General features: G+C 38.7%; 20 protein-coding genes and 4 pseudogenes. 12 read left to right on the top strand and 12 right to left on the bottom strand.

Features of this window, described 5'->3' with window-relative positions:
* Nucleotides 1–348: 348 nt before the first annotated feature.
* From ACFING_RS02780 to ACFING_RS02770, 3 genes and pseudogenes are all read right to left on the bottom strand, one after another.
* Nucleotides 349–574 (bottom strand): annotated as a pseudogene (locus ACFING_RS02780) (DUF1465 family protein); the annotation flags it as partial.
* A 22-nt stretch (nucleotides 575–596) separates the two neighbouring features.
* Nucleotides 597–1,115: a DUF1465 family protein gene (locus ACFING_RS02775; RefSeq protein ID WP_375629728.1), complete on the bottom strand. Its 519-nt coding sequence runs from the start codon at nucleotides 1,113–1,115 to the stop codon at nucleotides 597–599.
* Nucleotides 1,116–1,295: 180 nt separating this feature from the next.
* The gene (locus ACFING_RS02770) at nucleotides 1,296–2,438 is read right to left on the bottom strand and encodes an OpgC family protein (protein ID WP_375611754.1); all 1,143 of its coding nucleotides are present in this window, start codon (nucleotides 2,436–2,438) and stop codon (nucleotides 1,296–1,298) included.
* 365 nt (nucleotides 2,439–2,803) lie between these two features.
* Between ACFING_RS02770 and ACFING_RS02765 the strand changes: the two genes are divergently transcribed.
* From ACFING_RS02765 to ACFING_RS02715, 11 genes and pseudogenes are all read left to right on the top strand, one after another.
* A complete protein-coding gene (locus ACFING_RS02765; protein WP_375629725.1) occupies nucleotides 2,804–3,466 on the top strand; it encodes a thiamine phosphate synthase in 663 nt (220 codons plus the stop codon).
* Between the two features lie 310 nt (nucleotides 3,467–3,776).
* Nucleotides 3,777–4,517, top strand: coding sequence for a TIR domain-containing protein (locus tag ACFING_RS02760; RefSeq protein ID WP_375629722.1), 741 nt, complete (start codon nucleotides 3,777–3,779; stop codon nucleotides 4,515–4,517).
* A 64-nt stretch (nucleotides 4,518–4,581) separates the two neighbouring features.
* On the top strand, nucleotides 4,582–4,833 hold the full coding sequence (locus tag ACFING_RS02755; protein ID WP_375629720.1) for a hypothetical protein: 252 nt from the start codon (nucleotides 4,582–4,584) through the stop codon (nucleotides 4,831–4,833).
* Between the two features lie 247 nt (nucleotides 4,834–5,080).
* Entirely contained in the window at nucleotides 5,081–5,446 is a 366-nt protein-coding gene (locus ACFING_RS02750; protein ID WP_375629717.1) for a helix-turn-helix domain-containing protein, read from the top strand.
* A gap of 365 nt (nucleotides 5,447–5,811) precedes the next feature.
* Nucleotides 5,812–6,855, top strand: a complete 1,044-nt coding sequence (locus ACFING_RS02745; RefSeq protein WP_375629715.1) for a tetratricopeptide repeat protein — start codon at nucleotides 5,812–5,814, stop codon at nucleotides 6,853–6,855.
* Between the two features lie 606 nt (nucleotides 6,856–7,461).
* A complete protein-coding gene (locus ACFING_RS02740) occupies nucleotides 7,462–7,830 on the top strand; it encodes a helix-turn-helix domain-containing protein (RefSeq protein ID WP_375629713.1) in 369 nt (122 codons plus the stop codon).
* 630 nt (nucleotides 7,831–8,460) lie between these two features.
* A complete protein-coding gene (locus ACFING_RS02735) occupies nucleotides 8,461–8,859 on the top strand; it encodes a hypothetical protein (RefSeq protein ID WP_375629711.1) in 399 nt (132 codons plus the stop codon).
* 338 nt (nucleotides 8,860–9,197) lie between these two features.
* Nucleotides 9,198–9,593, top strand: a pseudogene (locus ACFING_RS02730) (helix-turn-helix domain-containing protein).
* A gap of 441 nt (nucleotides 9,594–10,034) precedes the next feature.
* Nucleotides 10,035–10,610, top strand: coding sequence for an elongation factor P (gene efp, locus ACFING_RS02725; RefSeq protein WP_015856958.1), 576 nt, complete (start codon nucleotides 10,035–10,037; stop codon nucleotides 10,608–10,610).
* Between the two features lie 11 nt (nucleotides 10,611–10,621).
* Nucleotides 10,622–11,413 (top strand): inositol monophosphatase family protein, encoded by a 792-nt coding sequence (locus ACFING_RS02720; RefSeq protein WP_375629708.1) that lies wholly within the window; start codon nucleotides 10,622–10,624, stop codon nucleotides 11,411–11,413.
* A gap of 8 nt (nucleotides 11,414–11,421) precedes the next feature.
* Nucleotides 11,422–12,160: pseudogene (locus ACFING_RS02715) on the top strand (inositol monophosphatase family protein); the annotation flags it as partial.
* Nucleotides 12,161–12,282: 122 nt separating this feature from the next.
* Here the strand turns inward: ACFING_RS02715 and ACFING_RS02710 are convergent.
* The 5 genes and pseudogenes from ACFING_RS02710 to rpmE form a co-directional block, all read right to left on the bottom strand.
* Complete coding sequence (locus ACFING_RS02710) at nucleotides 12,283–14,226, bottom strand: hypothetical protein (RefSeq protein ID WP_375629705.1); 1,944 nt, start codon at nucleotides 14,224–14,226, stop codon at nucleotides 12,283–12,285.
* Entirely contained in the window at nucleotides 14,186–14,353 is a 168-nt protein-coding gene (locus ACFING_RS02705) for a hypothetical protein (RefSeq protein ID WP_273790483.1), read from the bottom strand. The genes ACFING_RS02710 and ACFING_RS02705 overlap by 41 nt, the downstream gene beginning before the upstream one ends.
* Before the next feature lie 917 nt (nucleotides 14,354–15,270).
* A pseudogene (locus ACFING_RS02700) lies at nucleotides 15,271–15,517 on the bottom strand (ABC transporter); the annotation flags it as partial.
* Nucleotides 15,518–15,601: 84 nt separating this feature from the next.
* Nucleotides 15,602–15,931 (bottom strand): ATP-binding cassette domain-containing protein, encoded by a 330-nt coding sequence (locus ACFING_RS02695; RefSeq protein WP_375629700.1) that lies wholly within the window; start codon nucleotides 15,929–15,931, stop codon nucleotides 15,602–15,604.
* Between the two features lie 286 nt (nucleotides 15,932–16,217).
* Nucleotides 16,218–16,439, bottom strand: coding sequence for a 50S ribosomal protein L31 (rpmE, locus tag ACFING_RS02690; RefSeq protein WP_005774581.1), 222 nt, complete (start codon nucleotides 16,437–16,439; stop codon nucleotides 16,218–16,220).
* Between the two features lie 187 nt (nucleotides 16,440–16,626).
* Between rpmE and ACFING_RS02685 the strand changes: the two genes are divergently transcribed.
* Entirely contained in the window at nucleotides 16,627–18,417 is a 1,791-nt protein-coding gene (locus ACFING_RS02685) for an ABC transporter transmembrane domain-containing protein (RefSeq protein ID WP_375621002.1), read from the top strand.
* Between the two features lie 1,174 nt (nucleotides 18,418–19,591).
* Here ACFING_RS02685 and ACFING_RS02680 read toward each other — a convergent pair.
* From ACFING_RS02680 to ACFING_RS02665, 4 genes are all read right to left on the bottom strand, one after another.
* Entirely contained in the window at nucleotides 19,592–19,747 is a 156-nt protein-coding gene (locus ACFING_RS02680; protein WP_375613193.1) for a hypothetical protein, read from the bottom strand.
* 613 nt (nucleotides 19,748–20,360) lie between these two features.
* Nucleotides 20,361–20,798: a hypothetical protein gene (locus tag ACFING_RS02675; RefSeq protein WP_375629697.1), complete on the bottom strand. Its 438-nt coding sequence runs from the start codon at nucleotides 20,796–20,798 to the stop codon at nucleotides 20,361–20,363.
* 662 nt (nucleotides 20,799–21,460) lie between these two features.
* The gene (locus ACFING_RS02670; RefSeq protein WP_375621004.1) at nucleotides 21,461–22,492 is read right to left on the bottom strand and encodes a class I fructose-bisphosphate aldolase; all 1,032 of its coding nucleotides are present in this window, start codon (nucleotides 22,490–22,492) and stop codon (nucleotides 21,461–21,463) included.
* Between the two features lie 106 nt (nucleotides 22,493–22,598).
* Nucleotides 22,599–23,792 carry a phosphoglycerate kinase gene (locus tag ACFING_RS02665; protein ID WP_375621050.1) on the bottom strand — a complete coding sequence of 398 codons (1,194 nt, stop codon included), beginning with the start codon at nucleotides 23,790–23,792 and terminating at the stop codon, nucleotides 22,599–22,601.
* Nucleotides 23,793–23,829 lie beyond the last annotated feature (37 nt).

Raw genomic sequence — 23,829 nt, 5'->3', positions numbered from 1 at the left:
CCCCTACTCTATCTTAGAGCCAGATCATTATCAGAGCCAAAACAAAATCACACGATAGATCAACAGAAAGTGTTCCAGCTGCAATCAACCAAAGTCGATTTCCATAAGACCAACCATACTCCATCCCATGCCATATTCGAAATCAATACTTATACACCCCCTCTAAGCTATAAGCTCAAGATATTTCTACGCCAAATAGAAATTAGGCAGAAAAAAACACTCTAGATTAGTTTTAATTGTGAAATTTCGGTTGTAAAAAAAAATGGGTATACTGCTCTAAATATCGTAAGAAAGAAGCAAGGAGCTATTCTTCTCAGAACGCCCAAAAGCTGTTTTCAGTAATTCAATTTATTTTCCCACTGGATTATCATCTTCTAGAGCAGAGGAGGCCGCAGTTTCCCACCCAGCACGCATATAGGTTATGCGCGCTTCTAAACGCAATGAATGAGAAACAAATTGGCGAAAAATTTCTGGCAATTCATGCCAATGAGGGGTTTCAAGTTCCAATGTCGGTGTATGAAGTGACACTTTTACAATTTCTTTTTTTTATTTGTTCTGATGATATTTCTCCTTCGCACAAAGCAAGGGGAGTCCCTCTAAGAACGCCCAAAGGCTGTTTTGAGCAATTCGATTTGTTTTCCTACTGGATTATCATCTTCTAGAGCAGAGGAGGCCGCAGTTTCCCACCCAGCACGCATATAGGTTATGCGCGCTTCTAAACGCAATGAATGAGAAACAAATTGGCGAAAAATTTCTGGCAATTCATGCCAATGAGGGGTTTCAAGTTCCAATGTCGGTGTATGAAGTGACACTTTTACAATTTCTTTTTTTATTTGTTCTGATGACATTTCCCCTTCACGCTCTGCGCGAAGAAGAAGGAGTTGAGAAGCGATTTGCATAAGTCGTGTACTTAAATACATAGCCTCTTTCGCATAAACTGCAGAAACCTCTGCCGAAAGAGAGCGTGCTACTAATTTCCCTTCTGAGTCAATATACGCTGCGGTTTTTTCAATCAGCGCCATTGTTTCTTCATAGAGACGATTAAAAGCATTTTCAAAAGCATTATGCTCAATCATGATAATAGGTTCATCATATGGACGTTTATGTACACTCACGCTTTTATACTCCAAGTATCAGCACAAAATCATACCCCTTAACGAATAGAGTATTAAAAAGTTTCTTTTGTTGCTGTATAGAACGCTTTTTTTTAAAACTGCTACCTCTTTTAATTTTTTTGCGCAACGCACTTTTTATACTAAGGTTAACGTGCCCAACAAACACTACAGGAATATTTTTTATAAACGGATCATTTTCCTTGAAAAGGACCACTGCCAAGATTGCCGTTTTTCACAATAATAAGCGACTCCAAATTGCAAAGCAATACCCGTTATTATTAAGAGGGTATCGGAAAAAAACGTTTCTGTCATCACTGTTTTTATAATTTGTCCAAACATCGCAAAAATGGTTCCCGTTACAAAGACCGGTAAACTATGTTTTCCTAAAATTGCTAAAGGATGTTTTGGAGAGACATAAAACCATTTATTGATGCGCGGCAAAGAAAGAATGAGAAAGGCTAATGCAAGAACATGGAGTAAACGTGGCAAGCTTAAAAAGGTTTTATTAAAGTTCAACAATGGGGAAGACCAGCCAAGCCACCCCAAAATGCCCCACCAGTTTAAGCGAACCCATAACAGCGCCAACAAGAGATACGCTGCCGCACAAACAATCCAAAAAGACTGAAAAGCGATTTTTTTTCCTTGTTTAAGCGCTAAAGTACTGGTCAATCCTATGACAAATAAGAATTGCCAAGACAAAGGATTTAAAAACCACTTTCCCTTTAAAGGATAAGAAGGAGGAGCAATTTTATAAAATCCGCAGATAAGATACAGTGTAAAGGAGCCCAAAAGCAGCCATTTTGTCTGCTTACAACTCAAATAAAGGATAAAAGGCGCAAAAAACATCAAAACGATATAAAGAGGAAGAATATTATTATATCCCAATTGATGCCCAAAGCTTAAGGTACTCAAAAATGCGATACTAGGCTCTTTAAAAAAGAGTCCCACGTTGTTCATCGATAAAAGTTTTTCTGTTCGCCATAATAAAAAGGCAGCAAAAAAAAGACTTAACGTGACAAAAGTCGTAAAAAGATATGCCCCATAGAGCTGCAGAGCTCTGTACCAAAGTTTTCGGATAATAAAAGCAAAGGATTTTTGCTGTAACCGTCCATGAAAGCTTAACCCAAGAGCAATCCCTGAAAGCAAAACAAACACTTCTGCACAATCAGAAAAACCGAAATTTCTATGAGTAAAAGACTCATAGATCGTTCTGGGAATATGGTTGATGAAAATCGTCAATAAGGCCAAAGAACGAAAAACGTCAATGCGTGTATCACGATGAGAAGGTTGAGTATTATGCTCAAGAATACCTTGGTACTTCATCAGTGGACTCCCACACGTTGCACCCCCCTTGAAGTCCCATAAAAATGGTGCTTACCCTTATTGCCAACAAGCATGAACAGGATGAAATTTTAATTTTTAAGAGTCAAGTTTCATTTTAAGCGTTTATTTTTTTAAAAGCAAAAGTTTTTTAAAGGCAAAAGAACGAAAAGCGTCCATACGTGTATCACAGCGAAAAGGTAACATATTATGCTTAAAAACACTCTCATTTCTCATAAACAGGCTTCCACACACCCACAAATCCTTTAAATTACGTGAAAATGGTGGTCACTTTCATTGCAAATAAGCATAATAGAATGAAACTTTAATTTTTAAGCGTTATTTTTTCTAAGAAACAGGGATTTGACATGACACAACAAAAAAATAAACCAATTGATCCACCTCTTTTCCCTCAGTTGATTTTAACACTTGATGTTCGGCGCAACACCCCACACGCATTATTGCGGCAAATTTTGCAAACAAAGTCTTTTGCATGCGTCATCCTCTATGATTCTGAAAAGTTGAAAGATGATAGCTCTTTTTTGCAACAACAAGCGCAAATTTACGCAGAAGATATTCAAAATAATGATGCCGCTCTTCTCATCGCGGGTGACAGCCGCATTGCTGGGCGCATAAAGGCTGATGGATTGCACATAGAAGATGATCTTAACGCTCTTGAAAGCTTCAAAAATCAGCAAAAGGAACAAAAAATCATAGGCTTTGGCAATCTACGCAATCGCCATAGTGCTATGCTTGCAGCGGAAACAGGTGTTGATTACCTGTTCTTTGGAAAACTCGGGGCTGATAAAAAACCCCAAGCGCACCCCCGCAATCTCCAGTTAGCAACATGGTGGGCAGAGATTATGCAAACCCCCGCCATTATCCAAGCAGGGAGCGATTTTTCAACCTTTGATGAAGTCTTAAAGACTGGATGTGAATTCATTGCTGTAGAAGAAGTCATTTTGGGGAACGACAACCCCTTAATGCTGCTTAAAACAATGCAAGAAAAATGTGAGAAAACCCCCTTGTAATATAGGAGGAGAATTTATAAATAAAGCGTTAATAAAAATCCAAACACTCACCACTATATTACTTATATAGAACACACAATAACAGATAAAGAGGATACCTCGAAACTCAATAAAATTGCTTAATAATTCAATCAAATTGATAAAAAAAACTAGCGTCTTTTTTCATATAATATATAGAAAAAAGGATCATAGAAACTTTCTCGTTCAATGTCTTATAAAGACAAAGCATTGTGATTGGGGAAAATGGTCATTTTCAATATTGGTACTGAATACCAATAGCTGACGATACAAATATGCAGGGGACATAAAAATGCAATATAGCGGAACACTTGAAGATCTTAAAAACATAATTCGCAAAGCTGGATATCAAATCAAAGAAACTAAACCTCTATCACATCCATCCCCTGAAGGATATCAGATCAAAACCTACGAAGGAGGCACTACTAATTGGTTTAAAAGCACAGGAAAACTTCAAGTTCAAGGCAGCGCAAACATAAAACAAAAGCTAACAGAAGATTTAGCAAAGCATCTAGAAGAAACATCAACGATTCCTTCCTCAAAAACTGCTTCCAATCCTTCAAATAAAAAAATCTTTATCGTTCATGGCCATGACCATATTGCTCTAGAGCAACTTGAACTTATTCTTCGCAGGCTTGGTCTCGAACCATACATCTTAAAAAATACTGGTGGTAATGGTTTAACCCTCATTGAAATTTTGGAAAAAGAAGCTTGTAAAGATTCTATAGGATTTGGTATTGTACTATTTACTCCCGATGATATAGGCTATGCTAGATCTGACAGAGAAAAAAAAGAACAATTTCGTGCACGACAAAACGTTATTTTCGAAATGGGCATGTTAACCGCTGCACTTTCTCGCAAAAATGTCGCTATTCTAAAAAAACAAGACCTTGAACTCCCTTCAGATTTTGGTGGGCTTAAATACATTCCTTTTAATGAACACGTAAAAGAAACACTTCCGGATCTTTTTGATCGACTATGTGAAGTTGGCTACAATTTAGATGCAAAAAAATTTGCTACAGCATCACGTTAAATTTGAATAATGCTTATGTTTATTTTTTAAAGCGCACGCCCAAAACCACAAGGCACCTCACCACATGCCACAGACACACACATCCTATAGCACAGAGAAACGATCATCCCCCACCCTTCCTCAAACAGCAAGCGATTGTGCAAATTTTAATGAAGATACCGCGTGTAAATTCACTACCGTAGAAGATCATTTTAGTCTCTTTAATAAACGCGGGGCTGATGTCATGATTTTGACAATCATTCCAGAGAGATTTAAGAAGCGGATAGCCTCTCATAAAAAAACAAATTTTGTAAGTAAAAAACTATTTTTATTGTAAATTTCCTGAAATTACTTTATGAATTAAAAGATGTTTTGGTCGCATACGCAACGACCAAAAGGGGCCTTGAAAACCCTAAGTTCTAGCGTAAAGATGAACCCACTTTGTGGGTATCCCGGAATTCCGGGAGTTTTTGCTATGTCCAGGTGCTTTAAGCACTAAAAGCAAAAAGGCTGACTAGAACTCAGTATTTTCAAGCTCCCGGAATACTCATGCGAGGGCGCTCGCGACCGGCGGGGGCTTTAAAATGCAAACCAAAGATCTTGATAATGATATTTTCATTGGCAAAAAAATTCGTTTGAGACGAAAAATGCTAAAAATGTCTCAAACAACTTTAGGGCACGCTTTAGGCGTAAGCTTCCAACAAATTCAAAAATATGAAAAAGGCTTAAATCGTGTCAGCGCAGGGCGATTAAAGAAAATTTCCGATATCTTGAATGTTCCCATTGCCTTTTTTTACGCCGATATCATTACAAAACAGCAGTCCCCATACCACCATGATGAAATCGCATCAAGCACAGAGGAATACCTGCTGCTCAAAAGATTTAGAGTTCTAACAACGGTAAAAAAGAAAGCCTTTTTACAGCTGATCTCTGATGAGAATGCAAGCTAACATCACACGGATAGCGTGCGCTATTCATAAGCATTCATACGTATTTTTAAAAGCAACCTCCATTGTAAGCATTTTTTCATTTTAGGGGGGATAAGCCCTTGATATAATAGAAGATAAGCATCTTTACATACGATAACCCTTCATCATTATTATTTTTAACAGGACTGTATTATTTTTAACAGGACTGTTTTAAACAGTCTGTCTCTCGTCGACATTTATGCTACTTTTTTAACTTACCCAATCCTACCTTGAACCAAGACGAAAAACTGAGAGATAAAAAGTAATATAGAAATGAAATTCTTATACGGCTTGTAATGATGAAAAAAAAATGTGAAAATTCTGATCGGTAATGAGGAGAAAACACCATGATCAAGAGAAGCGTGAAGCTGCTCATCTTAGGCGTGATTGGGCTTGCAAGTTCTGCTGTAAGTTCAGCGGGAAACACTGAAGAAATCTCAAATTCTGAAAGCTCTTTCAATACGATTCAAGAAGCTTCAAACACTCAAGAACCCTTTCAGCCCTTAAAAGCTGGAGACTATGACCAAGCCTATGACTATTACATCCAAGGTTATTATTTAAAAGCTTTTCGTGAAGCACTCCGACGTGCTGAAAAAAATGATCCTTTTGCACAAACTCTTCTTGCCCGAATTTATATGGAAGGATGTGCTGTTCCTATTGACGGTGCGCGTGCTGCTTTATGGTTTGAACGCGCTGCAAAACAGGGGGAACCCCAAGCACAACTACGCTATGGACTTATGTTGTTTGATGGTCACTTTATAAAACAAAATCAAGAACTTGGTGCGCAATTCATTCAAAAAGCTGTCAAAGCAGGCGTCAAGGAAGCCTATTTTTATTATGGACAACTGCTTCTTTATAAAGCCTCACAGGAAAAACAAGCTCTCCCTGGTGTTTCTTCCCAAAGTCGTGAAAATGAAGCAATCGAGCAAGCCTTAAAATGGTACTTAAAAGGTGCTGCTCTTGGCGATGCTGAAGCGGCTTTTTCTGCTGCAAAAATTCTTTCCTTAGGCACGTTAAAGCGACCAAAAGATGATCGCAATGCCCGCAAGCTCATGGAGGTAGCGGCTCAAAACAACCACTTAAAAGCTCAGCTTCATTTAGCACAATGGCTTGTACAGGGGCGTGGAGGAGAAACAGATTTTCAGCGTGCTTTTCATTTACTTCACAGAAATGCCGTCAACATGATTGCACCAGCACAGATTTCCCTTGCAAGGCTTTATCGAGATGGCACAGGAACAAAAGGCGATATAATAATGGCAGCGGCATGGTATATGCTCGCAAAGGAAGCAAAAATGCAAGCTCCTGATCTTGAAATAATGCTCCAAGGCATGGACAAGACACAACTAGAAAAAGCGCACAAAGAAGCAATAAAGCTCCTTCCTGTTTTTTAAAATACTCCTCTCTGCTTCAAAAAGATAAAATTTATAGAAATTCCGGGAGATTTTGCTCTGTCCAGGTGCTTTAAGCACTAAAAGCAAAAAGGCTGATTCGAGGTCAGTGTTTTTAGACTCCCGGAATACCAACGCGAGGGCGCTCGCAACCGGCGGGGGCTTTAAAATGCGAGCCAAAAATCTTGATAATGACATTTTCATTGGTAAAGAAAATGCACTGGTATCATTTGCTTAACAAACAATATCCAATAAGCAAAAGAGCTAGACTATCCCGAAAATTCCGCAAGCTCTATTTTTTCATTCTTTTTGCTTGGACGAAAAACACGCCGTCTCTTATAAAAAAACTATTTTTTATTGCCAAGCCTCCGAAATTACTTTACATATTTAAAGGTATTTTTGATCGTATACGCAACGATCAACGGGGATTAAAAACCCTAAGGTCCGATACATAAAAATGAACCCACTCTGTGGGTATCCCGGAATTCCGGGAGATTTTGCTATGTCCAGGTGCTTTAAGCACTAAAAGCAAAATGCTGATTCGGACTCAGTGTTTTTAACTCCCGGAATACCAATGCGAGGGCGCTCGCACTCGGAGGGGGCTTTAAAATGCGAGCCAAAAATCTTGATAATGACATTTTCGTTGGCAAAAAAATTCGTTTGAGACGAAAAATGCTAAAAATGTCTCAAAAAACATTAGGTCAACATTTAGGTGTTACTTTCCAACAAATCCAGAAATATGAAAACGGCTTAAATCGTGTCAGCGCAGGGCGTTTAAAAGAAATTGCCGATATCTTAAATGTTCCACTTGTCTTTTTCTATGCGGACACCTCAGCAAAACAACAGCTCCCATACCCTCATGATGAAATCGCATCAAGTACAGAAGAATACCTGCTGCTCAAAAGATTTAGAGTTCTAACCTCGATAAAACAAAGAGCCATTTTACAATTACTCTCTGATCAAAATGAAAGCTTTTAACATCATGACATAGGGCGCTACACTCTCTATTCTTGACTTGCCTCCCACCCCTCAAAGGACAGAAGCCCCTTCCCTATCCAGTTGGGAAACAATCCGTCTTCTCAGAACAGAACTCTTTTAGCTTCCCATTTTATGTGGTTCATTTCACAAGATTATCCGGACAAGCTCTCCCTCAAATATTCACCACACACTCTCATAAAAACATCACATGTGCAAAGTTTTATGTCTTATAGCACCACACCTCAAACGATAGTATTTAAAAAAACAGAATAAACATTCATACGTATTTAAAAAAAGACAGCCCTCAAAAAGCAATGCTTGAAAATTTTTTTGATCAATCTGGAATAACACTTAACACATCATTTTATAATAGTGATAGAGGACATGCTCTTAACATGCAAACGCAAAAAATTGCTTTTTTATCATAATCACTAAAAGCAGCAGTTTATTAAAATATACGCCACCAGAAGCACTTCAAGCAGCCTTTACAGCTGAAACCATTATTCATTGATTAATTAACCGATTGATTAGATACCGATATGTTGTTAATGTGCTATGCGTAAAGTTGCTCTTATTTCTGGAAGAGGAGCTTCGCAAATAAAGAGCAACAATAAGTAAGGGGAATTAAAGATGTTAAAATATTTATTGCTGTCACCGGTTGTGTTGGTGGCTGGTTGCGCATCTGTAGGCAATTATTCATCAAATTATGTTGATCAAAGTCTTACAAAGCGTCAGGCACAATTAGTCGCTAACAAATTTATTAGCGGTAACAAAGGGTTTTTACCACCAGCTACAACCACACTTCTTATAAAGAAAAATAATACAGCAGACAACTTTACTCCTTTATTTATCAATCTGTTGCGACGGAATGGATATAATGTGATCTATACAGATCAACCTCAAAAGCAACAAAACATGGGTGTGAATTTGAGTTATAGAATAAGATTAAATAGTAGCACTATAGTGTCTCTTTTTCAGTATAACGTGAACGGAGAGCCGCGTTCTTATATAAATACTCAGCCCAGATGAACCCGCTATTTAATGTAAACATACTCTATATTTTACACGTAAAGACTTAAAAGCTCTTGCGAAAGGCAAAGAGATTTTCACCTCAATAAAAAACCTCATTTTTAGCCAGAGTGGATAAATTTTATTATAGATTGTGACAATACAAAATAGTGTAAATTATAGCTTTGAGATTTAAGAAAAGAAGAATACTAAAAATAATGAAAATGCCCCACACCCTAGTGAATTGTTACGCGAAGATGTAAATGCAAAACTTGGACTATCTGTGATTGAAGCAGCTGAAGAGTTTTCTATATCCCGTGTAGCATTTTCTAGGGTCTTGGTAAAATCCTTATAACGACATTTTCAGTGGCAAATTCATTGGCAAAAAAATTCGTTTGAGACGAAAAATGCTTAAAATGTCTTACAAAACATTAGGTCAACATTTAAGTGCCACTTTCCAACAAATCCAGAAATATGAAAACGGATTAAATCGTGTCAGCATAGGGCGTTTAAAATAAATTGCCGCTATCTCAAATGTTCCACTTCTCTTTTTCTATGCTGATATCTTAACAAAACAACAGCCCCCGTACTCTCATGATGAAATCGCATCAAGTACAGAAAAATACCTGCTTCTCAAAAAATTTAGAGTCCTAACCTCGATAAAACAAAGAGCCATTTTACAGCTCATCTCTGATGAGAATACAAACGAACACCCTGTGACAACACACCACGCTCTATCCCATGAGACACTATAATAAACTCCGTATTCACATATTCATCACATATTCTTAATTAAAAACATCTCATGGTTTTAGGGAACTTATATCATTGCCATCAATTATATTATTGCCATCAATGATGATATTTTACGACACAACGGGATAAATTTCCCCCAAAATTCTAAAAAATTTTTGTGCAAATTTTTAAAAAGCTTGCGTCTGAGCGCTTTTTATGGTCTTGCAAAGAGCTGAAAAGCAAAAATACATAAAGGTCCTTTTTTACTTAAGCTTTTCTCTTTGCAAAAAGCAGGAGAAAGCCCATAAAGAGCACACAGGACCATGAGAGAGCAGCAAGGTTAATCAAAGGGATTTTAGCCCGAAAATAACAAAAGAGCTTGACTGTTAAAGGCAGCAAAGAAAAGCGCCATAAAGACAACAAGAGAGTTCTTTTTGCAAGAATAGAATTGGATAGAAACGATGAAAATTAATGGCAATGAAATTCGCCCTGGTAATGTGATCGAACATCAAGGAAGCTTATGGGTTGCAGTTAAATGCAACGCTGTAAAACCAGGAAAAGGTGGTGCATTTAACCAAGTTGAAATGAAAAATTTGATTGATGGTACAAAACTTAATGAGCGATTTCGCGCTGCTGAGACAGTTGAACGCGTGCGCCTTGAACAAAAAGATTTCACCTTTCTTTATCAACAAGGGGATGCTTTGGTCTTTATGGATTCAGAATCTTATGAACAACTAGAACTTCAAAAGGATTTTGTTGGTGAACGTGCTGCGTTTCTCCAAGATGGGATGACTGTCACAGTTGAACTTTATCAAGAAAAGCCTATTGGCATCTCACTTCCTGATCAAGTTGCTGTCACGATTGCAGAAGCCGACCCTGCCATCAAAGGACAAACGGTTACCTCCTCTTATAAACCCGCCATTCTTGAAAACGGGATTCGTATTCTTGTTCCCCCCTTTATGAATGCTGGTGAACGTATCATTGTAGACACCAATGAGTTGATTTATTTGCGTCGCGCAAATGAAAAAGATAAATAAAGGAATAAAAAATGGCCCATTCTGCAGTCATGAATGTCATGGTGCAAGCTGCAATGAAAGCAGGACGCTCGTTGGTACGTGATTACGGTGAAGTGCAAAATTTGCAAGTGTCTTTGAAAGGACCAGCAGATTATGTCAGCCAAGCAGATCGCAAAGCGGAAAAAATTATTTTCAATGAATTAAGCAAAGCGCGCCCCAAATTTGGTTTTCTGATGGAAGAGTCTGAAGAAATCATTGGAGAAGATTCACAACACCGTTTTATTGTTGACCCTTTAGATGGTACTACAAATTTTCTCCATGGCATTCCTTTTTTTGCTGTTTCCATTGCCTTAGAAAGCCAAGGAAAAATCGTTGGTGGTGTCATTTACAATCCCGTGAGTGATGAACTCTTCACCGCAGAACGCGGGTGTGGTGCTTTTTTCAATGACCGCCGCTGTCGCGTTTCTGCTCGACGCAGACTAGAAGATTGTGTCATTGCCACAGGCATGCCTCATTTTGGTCGCCCAAATCATGGAGCCTATCTTATTGAATTACGTAATGTGATGGCAGAGGTTGCCGGACTTCGCCGTTTTGGTGCTGCTGCTCTTGATTTAGCTTATGTGGCTGCTGGAAGAACCGATGGCTTTTGGGAAGATAACCTGCAAATTTGGGATATGGCTGCTGGAATACTGATGGTTCGTGAAGCCGGTGGTTTTGTCACCGATAAAGAAGGCGGCAACAATATATTTCGCAAAAAAAATATCATTGCCGGCAATGAACACATTCGCCTAAAATTAGAAAAAACCCTCAAAAAAGGCATTTAGACCTCAGAAAAGATCTAGCAGATGACCTCAGCCAAGCAGATCGCAAAGCGGAAAAAATTATTTTCAATGAATTAAGCAAAGCGCGCCCCAAATTTGGTTTTCTGATGGAAGAGTCAGAAGAAATCATTGGAGAAGATTCACAACACCGTTTTATTGTTGACCCTTTGAGATGGCACCACAAATTTTCTCCATGGCATTCCTTTTTTTGCTGTTTCCATTGCTTTAGAAAGCCAAGGGAAAGTCGTTGCTGGTGTCATTTACAATCCCGTGAGTGATGAACTCTTCACCGCAGAACGCGGGTATGGTGCTTTTTTCAATAACCGACGCTGTCGCGTTTCTGCTCGACGCAGACTGGAAGATTGTGTCATTGCTACAAGCATGCCTCATTTTGGTCGCCTAGGTCATGGAACCTATCTTATTGAATTACGCAATATAATGATGGAAGTTGCCGGACTTCACCGTTTTGGTGCTGCTGCTCTTGATTTAGCTTATGTTGCTTCTGGCAGAACCGATGGCTTTTGGGAAGATAACCTGCAAATTTGGGATATGGCTGCTGGAATACTGATGGTTCGTGAAGCCGGTGGTTTTGTCACCGATAAAGAAGGCGGCAGCGATATATTTCGCAAAAAAAATATCATCACAACAAAACGCCCCAAGAAGCAACAACGACATCAGAAGCCAACATTCTCCCCTACTTCTCTTAAGAAATCACCGCCTACACAGCAAAAAAGATTGACTATAATTTAAAATATCCCCTCTCTGCTAAGGGCTATCACATATGCCTCTCATAGTTTTCACCTCTACATGACAACAGAAATTTTAGCAAATCCATTGATTTATACAGCCATTCCCCCCCCTTCATTTAACCATTATCTCAGATAGTCTATGAAATACTCTCGAGATTTATAGTAACAAAAATCTTTGTTTTCCAAAATTGCTTTCTGCATTTCACTTGCAAGCTGCTCTTTATCTTTTTCAATAGCCTCTTTCAGCGCCTTTACCTTCTTATCCCCAAAGATAACTTTTAATTTTTCTTTTAACTTTTTTTCCTCAACAAGCTTCTCCCAAAAGATCAATCGGTTATCGCATTTCTCATTTGATGATTTCATCCACTCTTTAACGCCTAATTTGTAAGCTTCTTCAAATGTTGGATTCCCTTCAACAATGGAAAGATTTTTTGCTCTATTTGTGTCATTCTCTTGACAAGTATTGATTACTTCTCTAACTGTGACAGAATGGCAACCATTATCAAAGGCAACATAGCCTTTTTTCACTGTTTTAATAAGCTTCTTATAGTAAATGAAAGTTTCTCTTGCCTCCTTATAATCACTGGAAATATCACACAACAACAACAACACATTCTTTTTACAATATAATAATAAAGTACACTCACCAGACCAAGATTCCGAAAGCTTTAGCATTTTCTCTATCTCTTTGTGTTCTATACTTATAGATATGTTGTCCCACAAAGTATCTGTAAATTTTTTCTTTTCATCCTCCCCTGTAAAGTTTTCCTTTTGGTGCTGTTTGCATTCAGCTGTAATCATATCATCAAGAACATATAACCACCAATGAAGTAATAACATCGTAGGTTGACTCCGTTTTTTGTTCGTAAGAGGATCTACAAACTTTTGCAGAGTTATTCCATTCTTGCTCATTAATCGCACTGCTTTTACAAAAAATTTCCTAAAATATGAGGTATCCAAGAGACTACATATTTTTTTGTAATGTTCATAAGTAAGTTTTTTTCCAAGTGCTTGCTTGTACAATAAACGCACTTTGTGATCCCCTCGAACACAAATATCCTTTACCAATGGAAGCCGATCTCCACTGAATTTCATATCTTCCCTAGGATTTTTTATCCCCAGTACGTCTCTTTCCCATAGCCTTACTCCCTCATCCCATTGTTTCAACCATTCCTGCGATATTTTTTGAGTTTTTTTAACAAGCCTTTGTTCCCCTTGTGCAATAATAGCTTGATATCCAGCGCAATCTTGCTCTTTTTGCTCAAGTCGTTCAGTCAATTGAAGACACTTCTGTTCCCCTTGTGCAATAATATCTTTATGTCCAGCGCAATCTTGCTCTTTTCGCTCAAGTCGTTCAGTCAATTGAAGACACTTCTGTTCCCATTGTGCAATAATATCTTTATGTCCAGCGCATTCTTGCTCTTTTCGCTCAAGTTGTTCAGTCAATTGAAGACACTTCTGTTCCCATTGTGCAATAATATCTTTATGTCCAGCGCATTCTTGCTCTTTTCGCTCAAGTTGTTCAGTCAATTGAAGACACTTCTGTTCCCATTGTGCAATAATAGCTTGATATCCAGCGCACTCTTGCTCTTTTTGCTCAAGTCGTTCAGTCAATTGAAGACACTTCTGTTCCCATTGTGCAATAATATCTTTATGTCCAGCGCACTCTTGCTCTTTTTGCTCAAGTCGTTCAGTCAATTGAAGACACTTCTGTTCCCCTTGTGCAATAATATCTTTATGTCCAGCGCACTCTTGCTCTTTTCGCTCAAGTTGTTCAGTCAATTGAAGACATTTCTGTTCCCATTGTGCAATAATATCTTGATATCCAGCGCACTCTTGCGCTTTTTGCTCAAGTTGATCAGTCAATTGAAGACACTTATATGCCCCTTGTGCAATAATATCTTGATATCCAACGCACTCTTGCTTTTTTTTCTCAAGTTGTTCAGTCAATTGAAGACATTTCTGTTCCCCTTGAGCAATAATATCTTTATGTCCAGCGCATTCTTGCTCTTTTTGCTCAAGTTGTTTAGTTAAATGCTTGTTCTGATAAATTGCCAATGCAAGCATTAAGCTTCCCCCACAACACACTATCATTGCCAAACCGAACAAAAAATCCACTGAGTATCCCGAATACCACGACTTCCCCATCCATATGATGCAGAAAATCATAACGCCGCATCTTACACTCCCACATTTTTTCCCCCATTTCCAAATGACCTTAATTATAGCTATTATGAAAGCTATTGCCAATTTTATGTCTTCTTCCATTCTTGCCTTCTTTTATTCTCACCAACATTTAACGCAGCTCTTTTATCGATCCCTCGATATTGTATCATTGTGTGTATATATGATTTGAAAATCACTACATATTCTATTTTAATAAAAACAATACACAAAATATAGATGTTTTTATTGGTAAAATAAAACAATTTGTATTTAATTGTACTGCTCTAATGATTTATGCACTTTTAAGAAGAGCTTTATAATTCTTAAAATGCACTCCCACAATATTGGTTCAAAGTACTCAAAAGCCTAACACAGCAAAACATGGCTGCGTGCTCACCTTGTTTATAGCATCGATAAAAAGCGTCTTTCTACTCATTTATCGGCTGTTTTTTAGTAAAGCGACATCATCATACACTTTCCTAATCCCCTCAATATTACTACAGCCCCTAAAACTTGGGACGCTTCATGAAGAGGACTTATTCTTTCTAAAGTGTTTACTTCACGCGAGCTCTCTCTGCTTGCAACATACAAGAGAAATGGTTTTGACTAATGCAACATAACCAAATTTGAAACGATAAATTCCATGTAAAATCTCTCATGAAAAACAATGAGTTATCATTATAAATCAACGTGACAGTGCTGTTATGAAGAGAACTCCTTGCTCATCTTAATAGTCCATAGCGATTTAACTGGATATCGTTTTACATTCTATACACAGAAGTGTCTTTATAAAAATGTCAGGCAGAAAAAAGAACAGCCCGTTAAAAAAGAAAAACACCTCAATGCTTGCCTTTCTTTTTTCCATGAGAGTTTCAAATTGATAAGCCTGTCTGAAAAGAATACTGTTTATGCCCTTAAAAATACTGCTCTTGTATCAAGAATCACTTACTCAGATGAAAATTGCAGTTGAGCCAAATGCGCATAAACATTATTTTTTATAATGAGTTGTGTGTTCCTTCTTCCACAAGGGCGCCTTTATCCATCACAAGAATGCGATCTGCTTTTAAAATTGTTGCCAAACGATGTGCAATGACCAAGATTTAGGATTTTGCATCAATCCTTCTAAGGTATCTTGCACCAACTTTTCACTGTTTGCATCTAAAGCAAATCTTGCTTCATCAAGTGGCAACATTTTGATTTATAATAATAATTCATTGTTTTATATGTTGAATGAGAATCCCGAATACCGTAAGATTCTCTCATTTCAAACCATGTTTCATGGTGAACCAATCAAAACCATGCCTTTTGCACGTACCAAGCGGAGAGAGCCCGCGTGAATAAAAAAACTATTAAGAAAGGACTTAAAATGCCTATAATAAATTATCTCAAGTGCCAAGGGCTGTAGCAACATCCACGAGTTGGCAAATATAATGATGGTGCCGGCTTGCAACAAGAGGGCTGCATTTCTTAAAATCGCCAATGCAATACCAATGCGTTGTTTTTGCCCCCCAGAAAGCATGGTACCACGTTCTTCTACTTGCGTATCCAAGCCATCTGGTAAAGCTTGAATAAATTCAAATGCATTGGCAGCTTTAGAAGTGGCCAAAATTTCCTCTCCATGGGTATGTTCAGTTCCAAAAAAAGAAGAAAAGTTTACAATTATTTTATTTCAAGTCTTTATACTCTAGGGAAGAAAGGATTTATGCATATATTCAAAATGATTTTTGAATTTAAAAACGCAACCACAATGATTTATAAGTGTTTAAGACTCATCTGTTTATGTCGGATGCGTTTTTGAATTAATATTTAAAGTGCACTCTTTGATAGGATAAAAAACTCATCGTTTGCAATCGATTTGTTTAAAACCCTTGTTCCCCATAAAAAGGAGGCTTTTACATGCCAATATTACCAAAACGATTTTTGAATTTAGAAAGACGACCACCACGATCTACGAGTGTTTGGGAGCCACCTGTCCATGCCGGATGCGTTCTTGGATCAATATCTAGATTAAGAGTATCGCCTTCTTTTCCCCAAGTAGAGCGCGTCGTATATTGGGTTCCATCCGTCATAACAACGGTAATTTTATGATAGTTGGGGTGAATATTCGCTTTCATGCGTCAAACCTTTTGCGTTTATAGAATGAAATAGCACTTGCTTGTTTTTTTAAGTGCACTTCCTTTGTCTTTTTGATACATTGATTTAAAGTATTTATTCCTATAACTGAGCACGCATCAAAAAACAAGTGTTCAAGATACATCATTGTATCAAGTGTTACAAATCCAATACAGTGAGCAAAATTTTATGACATTACGTTCTCGTTCAGAAAAATCGACAAAGTCTTCCCCTAAAAAATCTTCATTCTCTTCGCTTGCAATTTTTGTTCCTTATCTTTTGCGCTATCGTTGGTTGTTTATCTTTGCTTTTCTAGCGTTATCTGTTGCTGCTCTAGTCACATTAGCTTTGCCTGTGGCTATCCGCCAAATGTTTGATCATGGGTTTTCTACTTCAAGCCATGGACATATCAATTTTTACTTTGGAATTTTGTTTATCTTAGCCTTGTTTCTCGCATTTGCTTCAGCAGCCCGTTATTACTGTGTTATCACCTTAGGAGAACGGATTGTTGCCGATTTACGGCGTGATGTGTTTGTCCATATTATGAAACTTTCTCCTGCTTTTTTTGATCGGTCACATTCAGGAGAGATTGTTTCAAGGCTTCTAACAGATACCACACAAATAAAATTAGCTGTGGGCTCTACCGCCTCTACCGCTTTGCGTCAGCTGATTATCGTGATCGGAGCCGTCGTGATGATGGTGATCACCAATGCTAAATTGTCTTTGTTGGTTTTAGCTGCTATTCCTGTTGTGGCCATTCCCTTGGTAGTCTTTGGACGTAAAGTTCGCTCTCGTACCCGCGCGGCGCAAGATCGTCTCGCAGATGCCAATGCTGTTGCTACAGAGCAGGTAAGTGCTATTCGCACTGTGCAAGCTTTTACCGCTGAAAAACTCGTTACAATACGTTTTTCACAATTGATAGAACGTGCTTTTCAAACAGCACGTGCTTCTGTAATCTTGCGCTCCTTTTTTACGGGGTTTGCAATTTTTTTGGTTTTTAGCAGTGTGGTTGCTGTTTTATGGATTGGATCGCGTGATGTTTTGAATGGAACGATGACAGGAGGGACATTAGGGCAATTTGTCCTTTATGCGGTTTTTGGAGCTTCTACTTTTGCGCAATTATCGGAACTGGGAGCAGAATTAATCCAAGCAGCCGGCGCTGCTGAACGGCTTGCCGAATTGTTACAAGAACAACCTACTATTGTAGCTCCTAAAAATGCTTTATCATTAGAGCAACCTGTTCGAGGTGAACTTGTTTTTGATCAGGTTGATTTTACCTATCCTTCTAGACCACAAGAGAAGGTTTTACGCTCGCTTTCATTTTCTGTAAAAGCAGGCGAAACGGTTGCTTTTGTTGGGGCTTCCGGAGCAGGAAAAAGCAGCATTTTTTCTTTGATCCTTCGTTTTTATGACCCGACAAATGGAACAATTCGGTTGGATGGCATAGAAATTAATCGCCTTTCTTTACAAGATTTACGCAGTGCAATTTCCTATGTTCCACAAGATGTTGCTATTTTTGATGGAACATTGCGTGATAATATTATTTTTGGAACTGAAAATACCCATGAAGAAGAAATCCTTGCTGCTGCTAAAGCGGCTAATGCACTTGAATTTATTCAAGCTTTACCAGATGGCTTGGATACGCAAGTAGGAGAACGCGGTACCATGCTTTCTGGGGGGCAAAAACAACGCATTGGTATTGCGCGGGCAATTTTAAGAAATGCACCCTTGTTGCTGCTTGATGAAGCAACATCTGCTTTAGATGCGAACAGTGAAAAGTTGGTGCAAGACGCCTTAGAAGGGTTGATGCAAAACCGCACAACCTTGGTCATTGCACATCGTTTGGCAACAATTTTAAAAGCAGATCGCATTCTTGTTATGGATAAAGGCGCCCTTGTGGAAGAAGGAACCCATGCCGAACTTGTGGCAAAAAATGGCGTTTATGCTTACCTCGCAAAACTCCAATTTTCACCCGAATAAGTAATCTTGATACAAGAGCAATATCTTTAAGGGCATAAACAGCACTTTTTTCAGACAGGCTTATCAATTTAAATCTCTCATGGAAAAAAGAAAAGCAAGCATTGAGATGTTTTTCTTTTTTCTGCGCAAGATGGAGTATTTTTATAAAGACACTTCTGTGTACAGAATATAAAATAATACCAAGTTAATCGCTATGGGCTATTAAGATGTGCAAGGAGTTCTCTTCATAACAGCACTGTCACGTTGATTTATAAGGATAATTCATTGTTCTTCATGAAAGATCATGAATACCATAGGATTTTCTCATGTCAAACCCTCATAGTGAATCAAACAAAATCTCTTGGCTTGCTCATCACAAGCAGAGTTGGCGTGTGGAGTAAAACGGTACAAGAAAGGAATGAAATACCTCCCTTGCCCCTTTACGTTCTAAGGGCTGTCAAAACATTGGGGCGCTGACAAAAGAGTATACGCTGGCAAAAAGTATAATAGGTGCTCGCTTTCTTGAAGCCTTTATGCGGGCTCACTTGATAGGCTCTAGGGACACAAGCACTACCCTAAAGACTGACCACACTCTTTAAAAAAACTGAATATGAAAAACTTTTCATACCCTCTCTCACCGCTATAAATAATAGTGTTTACCGAAAATCATGACAAATTGTAATTCACAAATACGCTTCTCTCTATTGCAAGAATATCCTTTTCTTCTCTTTCAAAAAAACGAACACTTTTTGAACACTGTTTGCAGATCCATATTATTGAAAAAGAGCAAAGACTCTTTTAGCACTTTTTGGCTTCTTATAACTTTGTGAGAGCACATGAGCAACAGCTTTTATAATAAACCGGCTTTTGGCAAAATTGTAAAATTTTATCAAATTTATTGTTTGTAAATATCACCACGATCACTGTTCTGCTCTTGCAGACACCGCAACCTCAAAACACCGTTCTCTTTGCTCATAAATTGTCTCTCCAGCTCTCTCTTTCAGGCATAGCCCATAAAAATAAGGATAGAGTACTTCGATTGAACACCATCTTCTCACCCCCTCCAAGCCCCATATATTTTACAGCCCTCAACTTTATAGCACCCCCTATCATGCTTTAAGAAGGCACATTAACGATGATAAGAACATATACAAAGAAGATATATCTTTAGGGTATTTATGTTTAAAAGCTTGCACTAAATCATAATTTTTTTGTATAGCGAGCCAAGCATATGCAGAACTGACACCCTAACCATTTCAAACCATTCAACTGTTTCAGGAACAGATAAGCCAAGTTTTACGATTATATCTTCAACCACGAATTCACCAAAATGCAGCGGTTTTTCCATCATTTTTTAGCGCTCCCTCTTCAGTGATCCTCTAGATAATTAACTCATTCAGCATCTATACCAGAAAAGCGAAATATTACATGCTAATTTTCCTTTACATTCATTAGCCAAGCCCCCTCAAAATGACCTTTTAGTGAATAGAGCTAAAAGGATAAGTCTTCAAAACCATTTGGTGAGATAGCTATATCAAGAGCACCTAAAATACGCCTTAGTTTCTAAGATAGGCAACTTCCCCCCTTTATCGTATCAGTCTTGTAGAACTTTAAACCCTTTATCTTCAAATCAAAAAATCATAATTGGATTATATTGCATAAAGATGCTTTTTCTCATTTTTCCATTTAACACACGATAAGTTACCATTTAGGCACGATGAGAAGCTTTCCCCTTATATCATACATGAGAAAAACAAAATAAGCCGTTTGAGTGTCTTAAGGTCAAGGATGCCGTTAGGCGCACCGCCCTTGTAAAGGGTTGCCTTGAGGCTTAAGGACCCAAGGCTTGTTAGTCCCTTCATTAAAAGCGGGTTTGATGTTATGATTTTGGAGAGCGATTATTAAGAATTTGAGAGGCAGACAGCCTCTCATTTTTATTTGTATGCAAACGAATTGCACTCTATTTATTCAGGGAGAATAAGAACATACCCAGGAGGTGCTAAACGGAACAAGAGAGCGTCGTAACCCCACATAGCATACATGCAGCAAATAGAAAAAACGCCTTCACCAATTGCTAAGATTAATGTGAGCGATATACCGGCTTCATCTGCTGTTGCTTCGCGGCGTTGTAAGTAGTATCCGACAAAAAAGAAAAAGCACGCTAATCCACTCGCACCCGAAAAGAAGCTTAGTATGGCATGAACCGGTCCACGTATGTTGAGCAAGATAATAAAAATTATGAAAGTAAATACTGTAAAGATCCCTTCGAATACCCCACGCACCATATTGCACAATTTTCGCATCATAATTGCAGAAAAGCTCTGTTCTGCGTATTGATTTTTTCTTTTGATGCTTGTATTCTTAGAAGATATACTGTTATTTTTAGAAGATATACCGTCCACAACTCCCCCCGTTTTAAGCCAAGATGCTATGAAGTTAGACATTTGTAATTATATCATCAAAAAATACAAGAAAAATTTATCCATTTTAACGAAAAAATAGGTGTTTTATTGAGGGGCAAATCTATTTTCTTTCGCAAGAGTTATTCAATTCGTTCGCCAATAGAAAGTCTACCCCCATTGAAGAAGAAGCTACCCTGATGCAGAAAAGCTTCATAAGCTGTATTCCAATCCGCTCAGAAATCGCAACTCTCTAATCTACCCGCTTAATCCACCTTTAAAACTGCAATCAAATGAATTCTGCTGATGACAAGTAATGATAACATGAAAAAGAAAAAATATCACAATATCAAACTCTTCAATACAGTATGAGCTTTATGATTTTCACTCAAAAAGTAAGTACCACCTCATGAACGACACCATACTAAAGTGCTGTGCATTCACAAATTTCCTAGCATTATCTCCCCTTCTCGAAATTGCACCTCTCCCGCAATCTTATCTCTCGATAGCACCCATTAAAGACTTTTAAAAGGTCCAAGGAAAAAACTCTCTGAGAAAGCTTTTAAGCCTAAAATGCCCCCGCCATTTTTATCATGATGAGGGCACCCAAAAAATCACGCAGAAATATGAAAAATCTCTCCGCATTTAAGAACAGAGCTTGTGCTTCAATCGCACGCTTTTTCTTGTTCTTTTGTCCATTGTCCCAAAGCCGCAAGATGGTTCATCCGAGCCCGATGACTAAATGCCTTCTGTGCAACAGCAATATTCTCATCTTTTCCAGCCCATGCTTTTAAGGCAGCTGCTTGCAATGCGCGTCCATAGGAAAAGGTCAATTTCCAAGGCAATGCGCCCAAAGAATTCATAGCAGATAAATGCGCCGTTGCTTCCTGATCAGACTGTCCTCCAGAAAGAAAAGCAATTCCGGGAACAGCGGCAGGAACAGTCTGTTTAAGCACCTGGACAGTCTTTTCAGCAACTTCTTCAACAGAAGCCTTGCGAGCATCCTTTCCATCAATCACCATATTGGGTTTTAAAATCATCCCCTCCAAAAGAACACGAGCTTCAAACAATTCTTTAAAGACAGCCTGCAAAACAGTGCGTGTCACCTCAAAGCAGCGTGTAATTGAATGCCCACACGATGATCCATCCATCAACACTTCCGGCTCAACAATGGGCACAATATTGAACTCCTGACATAAGGCAGCATAGCGTGCAAGAGCTTGTGCATTTTGTCTTATGGCGCCTCTTGTTGGCAAAGTGTGTTCATCAATAGCAATTACCGCCCGCCATTTAGCAAAACGTGCTCCCAAAGCATAATAATCTTTTAGCCGCTCACGAAGACCATCCAACCCTTCGGTAATTGTTTCTTGGGGAAAAGCAGCCAAGGGTTTTGCACCGGTATCAACTTTAATCCCTGGCAAAGCGCCTGAATCCCGAATAAGATCCGTCAACATTTTCCCAATTGATGCTTTTTGCCGAATGGTTTCATCAAATAAAATAACCCCAGAGATGGCGTTTTCCATCGCTTCTTTTGTACTAAAAAGCATTTCACGATAAGCACGGCGCTTATCTTCATTGGATTCAACACCAATGCTTTCAAAACGCTTTCCAATGGTCGCCGTACTTTCATCTGCCGCCAAAATACCTTTACCCGCATGCACCAAAGCAAGTGCAATATCTTCAAGCCGTTCATTCATAAAAAATTCCTCTTATTTTGTCTTAATTTCTAAAAATGCGCAACACTATCAAAACACTCTACACGATTGTATAGCTTTTCTTTAACCTTCCCTTCAAAGAAGCCCTTTAAGCCTGCATAAGAGCAAGAATACCAGGAAGAACCTTACCTTCCATCCATTCCAAAAAAGCTCCTCCAGCAGTTGAGAGATAAGTAAAATCATTGGCAACACCGGCATGATTAAGGGCAAAAACCGTATCGCCCCCTCCCGCAATTGAAACCAAATTTCCCGTCAAACTACGTTCTGCTGCATGGCGTGCAACGGCAATGGTTCCCTTATCAAAGGGAGGCATCTCAAAAACACCAAGGGGTCCATTCCACACAAGAGTAGCAGCTTCATCTATCGCAGTATTGATATGCGCAATAGAGCGCGTCCCAATATCCAATATCATGCCATCTTGTGGAATATCTTCAATGTCATAAAGACGATGCGGTGCATCTTTTTCAAAACGAAATCCCACAACAGCATCCTGAGGGAGCAGAAGCGTACAGTGACACTCTTGCGCTTTTTTAATGATTTTTTTTATCGTTTCCATCAATGCATGTTCACACAGTGATTTCCCTACATGGATACCTTGCGCTGCTAAAAAACTATTAGCCATCCCCCCACCAATAATTAAGGAGTCAACTTTTTCCACCAAATGATTGAGCACAAAAAGCTTACTAGAAACCTTTGCTCCTCCCACAAGAGCAACCACAGGACGTGCTGGATTGCCAAGTCCTTTTTCTAATGCCTGCAATTCACCTTGCAAAGACCGTCCTGCATAAGAAGGCAACAAATGCGTTATTCCCTCCACCGAAGCATGGGCACGATGAGAAACTGAAAAAGCATCATTGACATAGAGATCTCCATTATGAGCCAAAGCTTCTGCAAAAGAACAATCATTCTTTTCTTCACCAGCATAAAAACGAACATTTTCAAGCAGTAAAACACCACCATTTTGTAATGACTCAACTGCAACCTGCACCGCCGAACCGATACAGTCAGGAGCAAAAGCAACCGGCTGATTAATGATCTTTTCCAGCACTTGCACAACAGGACGGAGTGAAAACTCTTGCTCTACCTTTCCTTTGGGGCGACCACAATGAGAAAGCAGAATAAGTTTAGCACCACGCTTTTGTAGCTCAACGAGTGTCTCTTTATGTCGTACAAGACGCGTCTCATCGCATACCTTACCTTGCGCCATAGGAACATTAAAATCTACGCGCACCAGAACACGTTTACCCAAAACATCAACATCATCAAGTGTACGAAACCCCATCACTGCTTCCTCTTCACTTTCCATTGTTTCAAATAAA

Origin of the sequence: Bartonella sp. AP150HLJHH (assembly GCF_042196385.1) — a bacterium.
In the GTDB taxonomy this organism is placed as follows: domain Bacteria; phylum Pseudomonadota; class Alphaproteobacteria; order Rhizobiales; family Rhizobiaceae; genus Bartonella.
The sequence above is the reverse complement of the archived record's forward strand: the minus strand, read 5'-3'. Positions and strand labels throughout refer to the sequence as shown.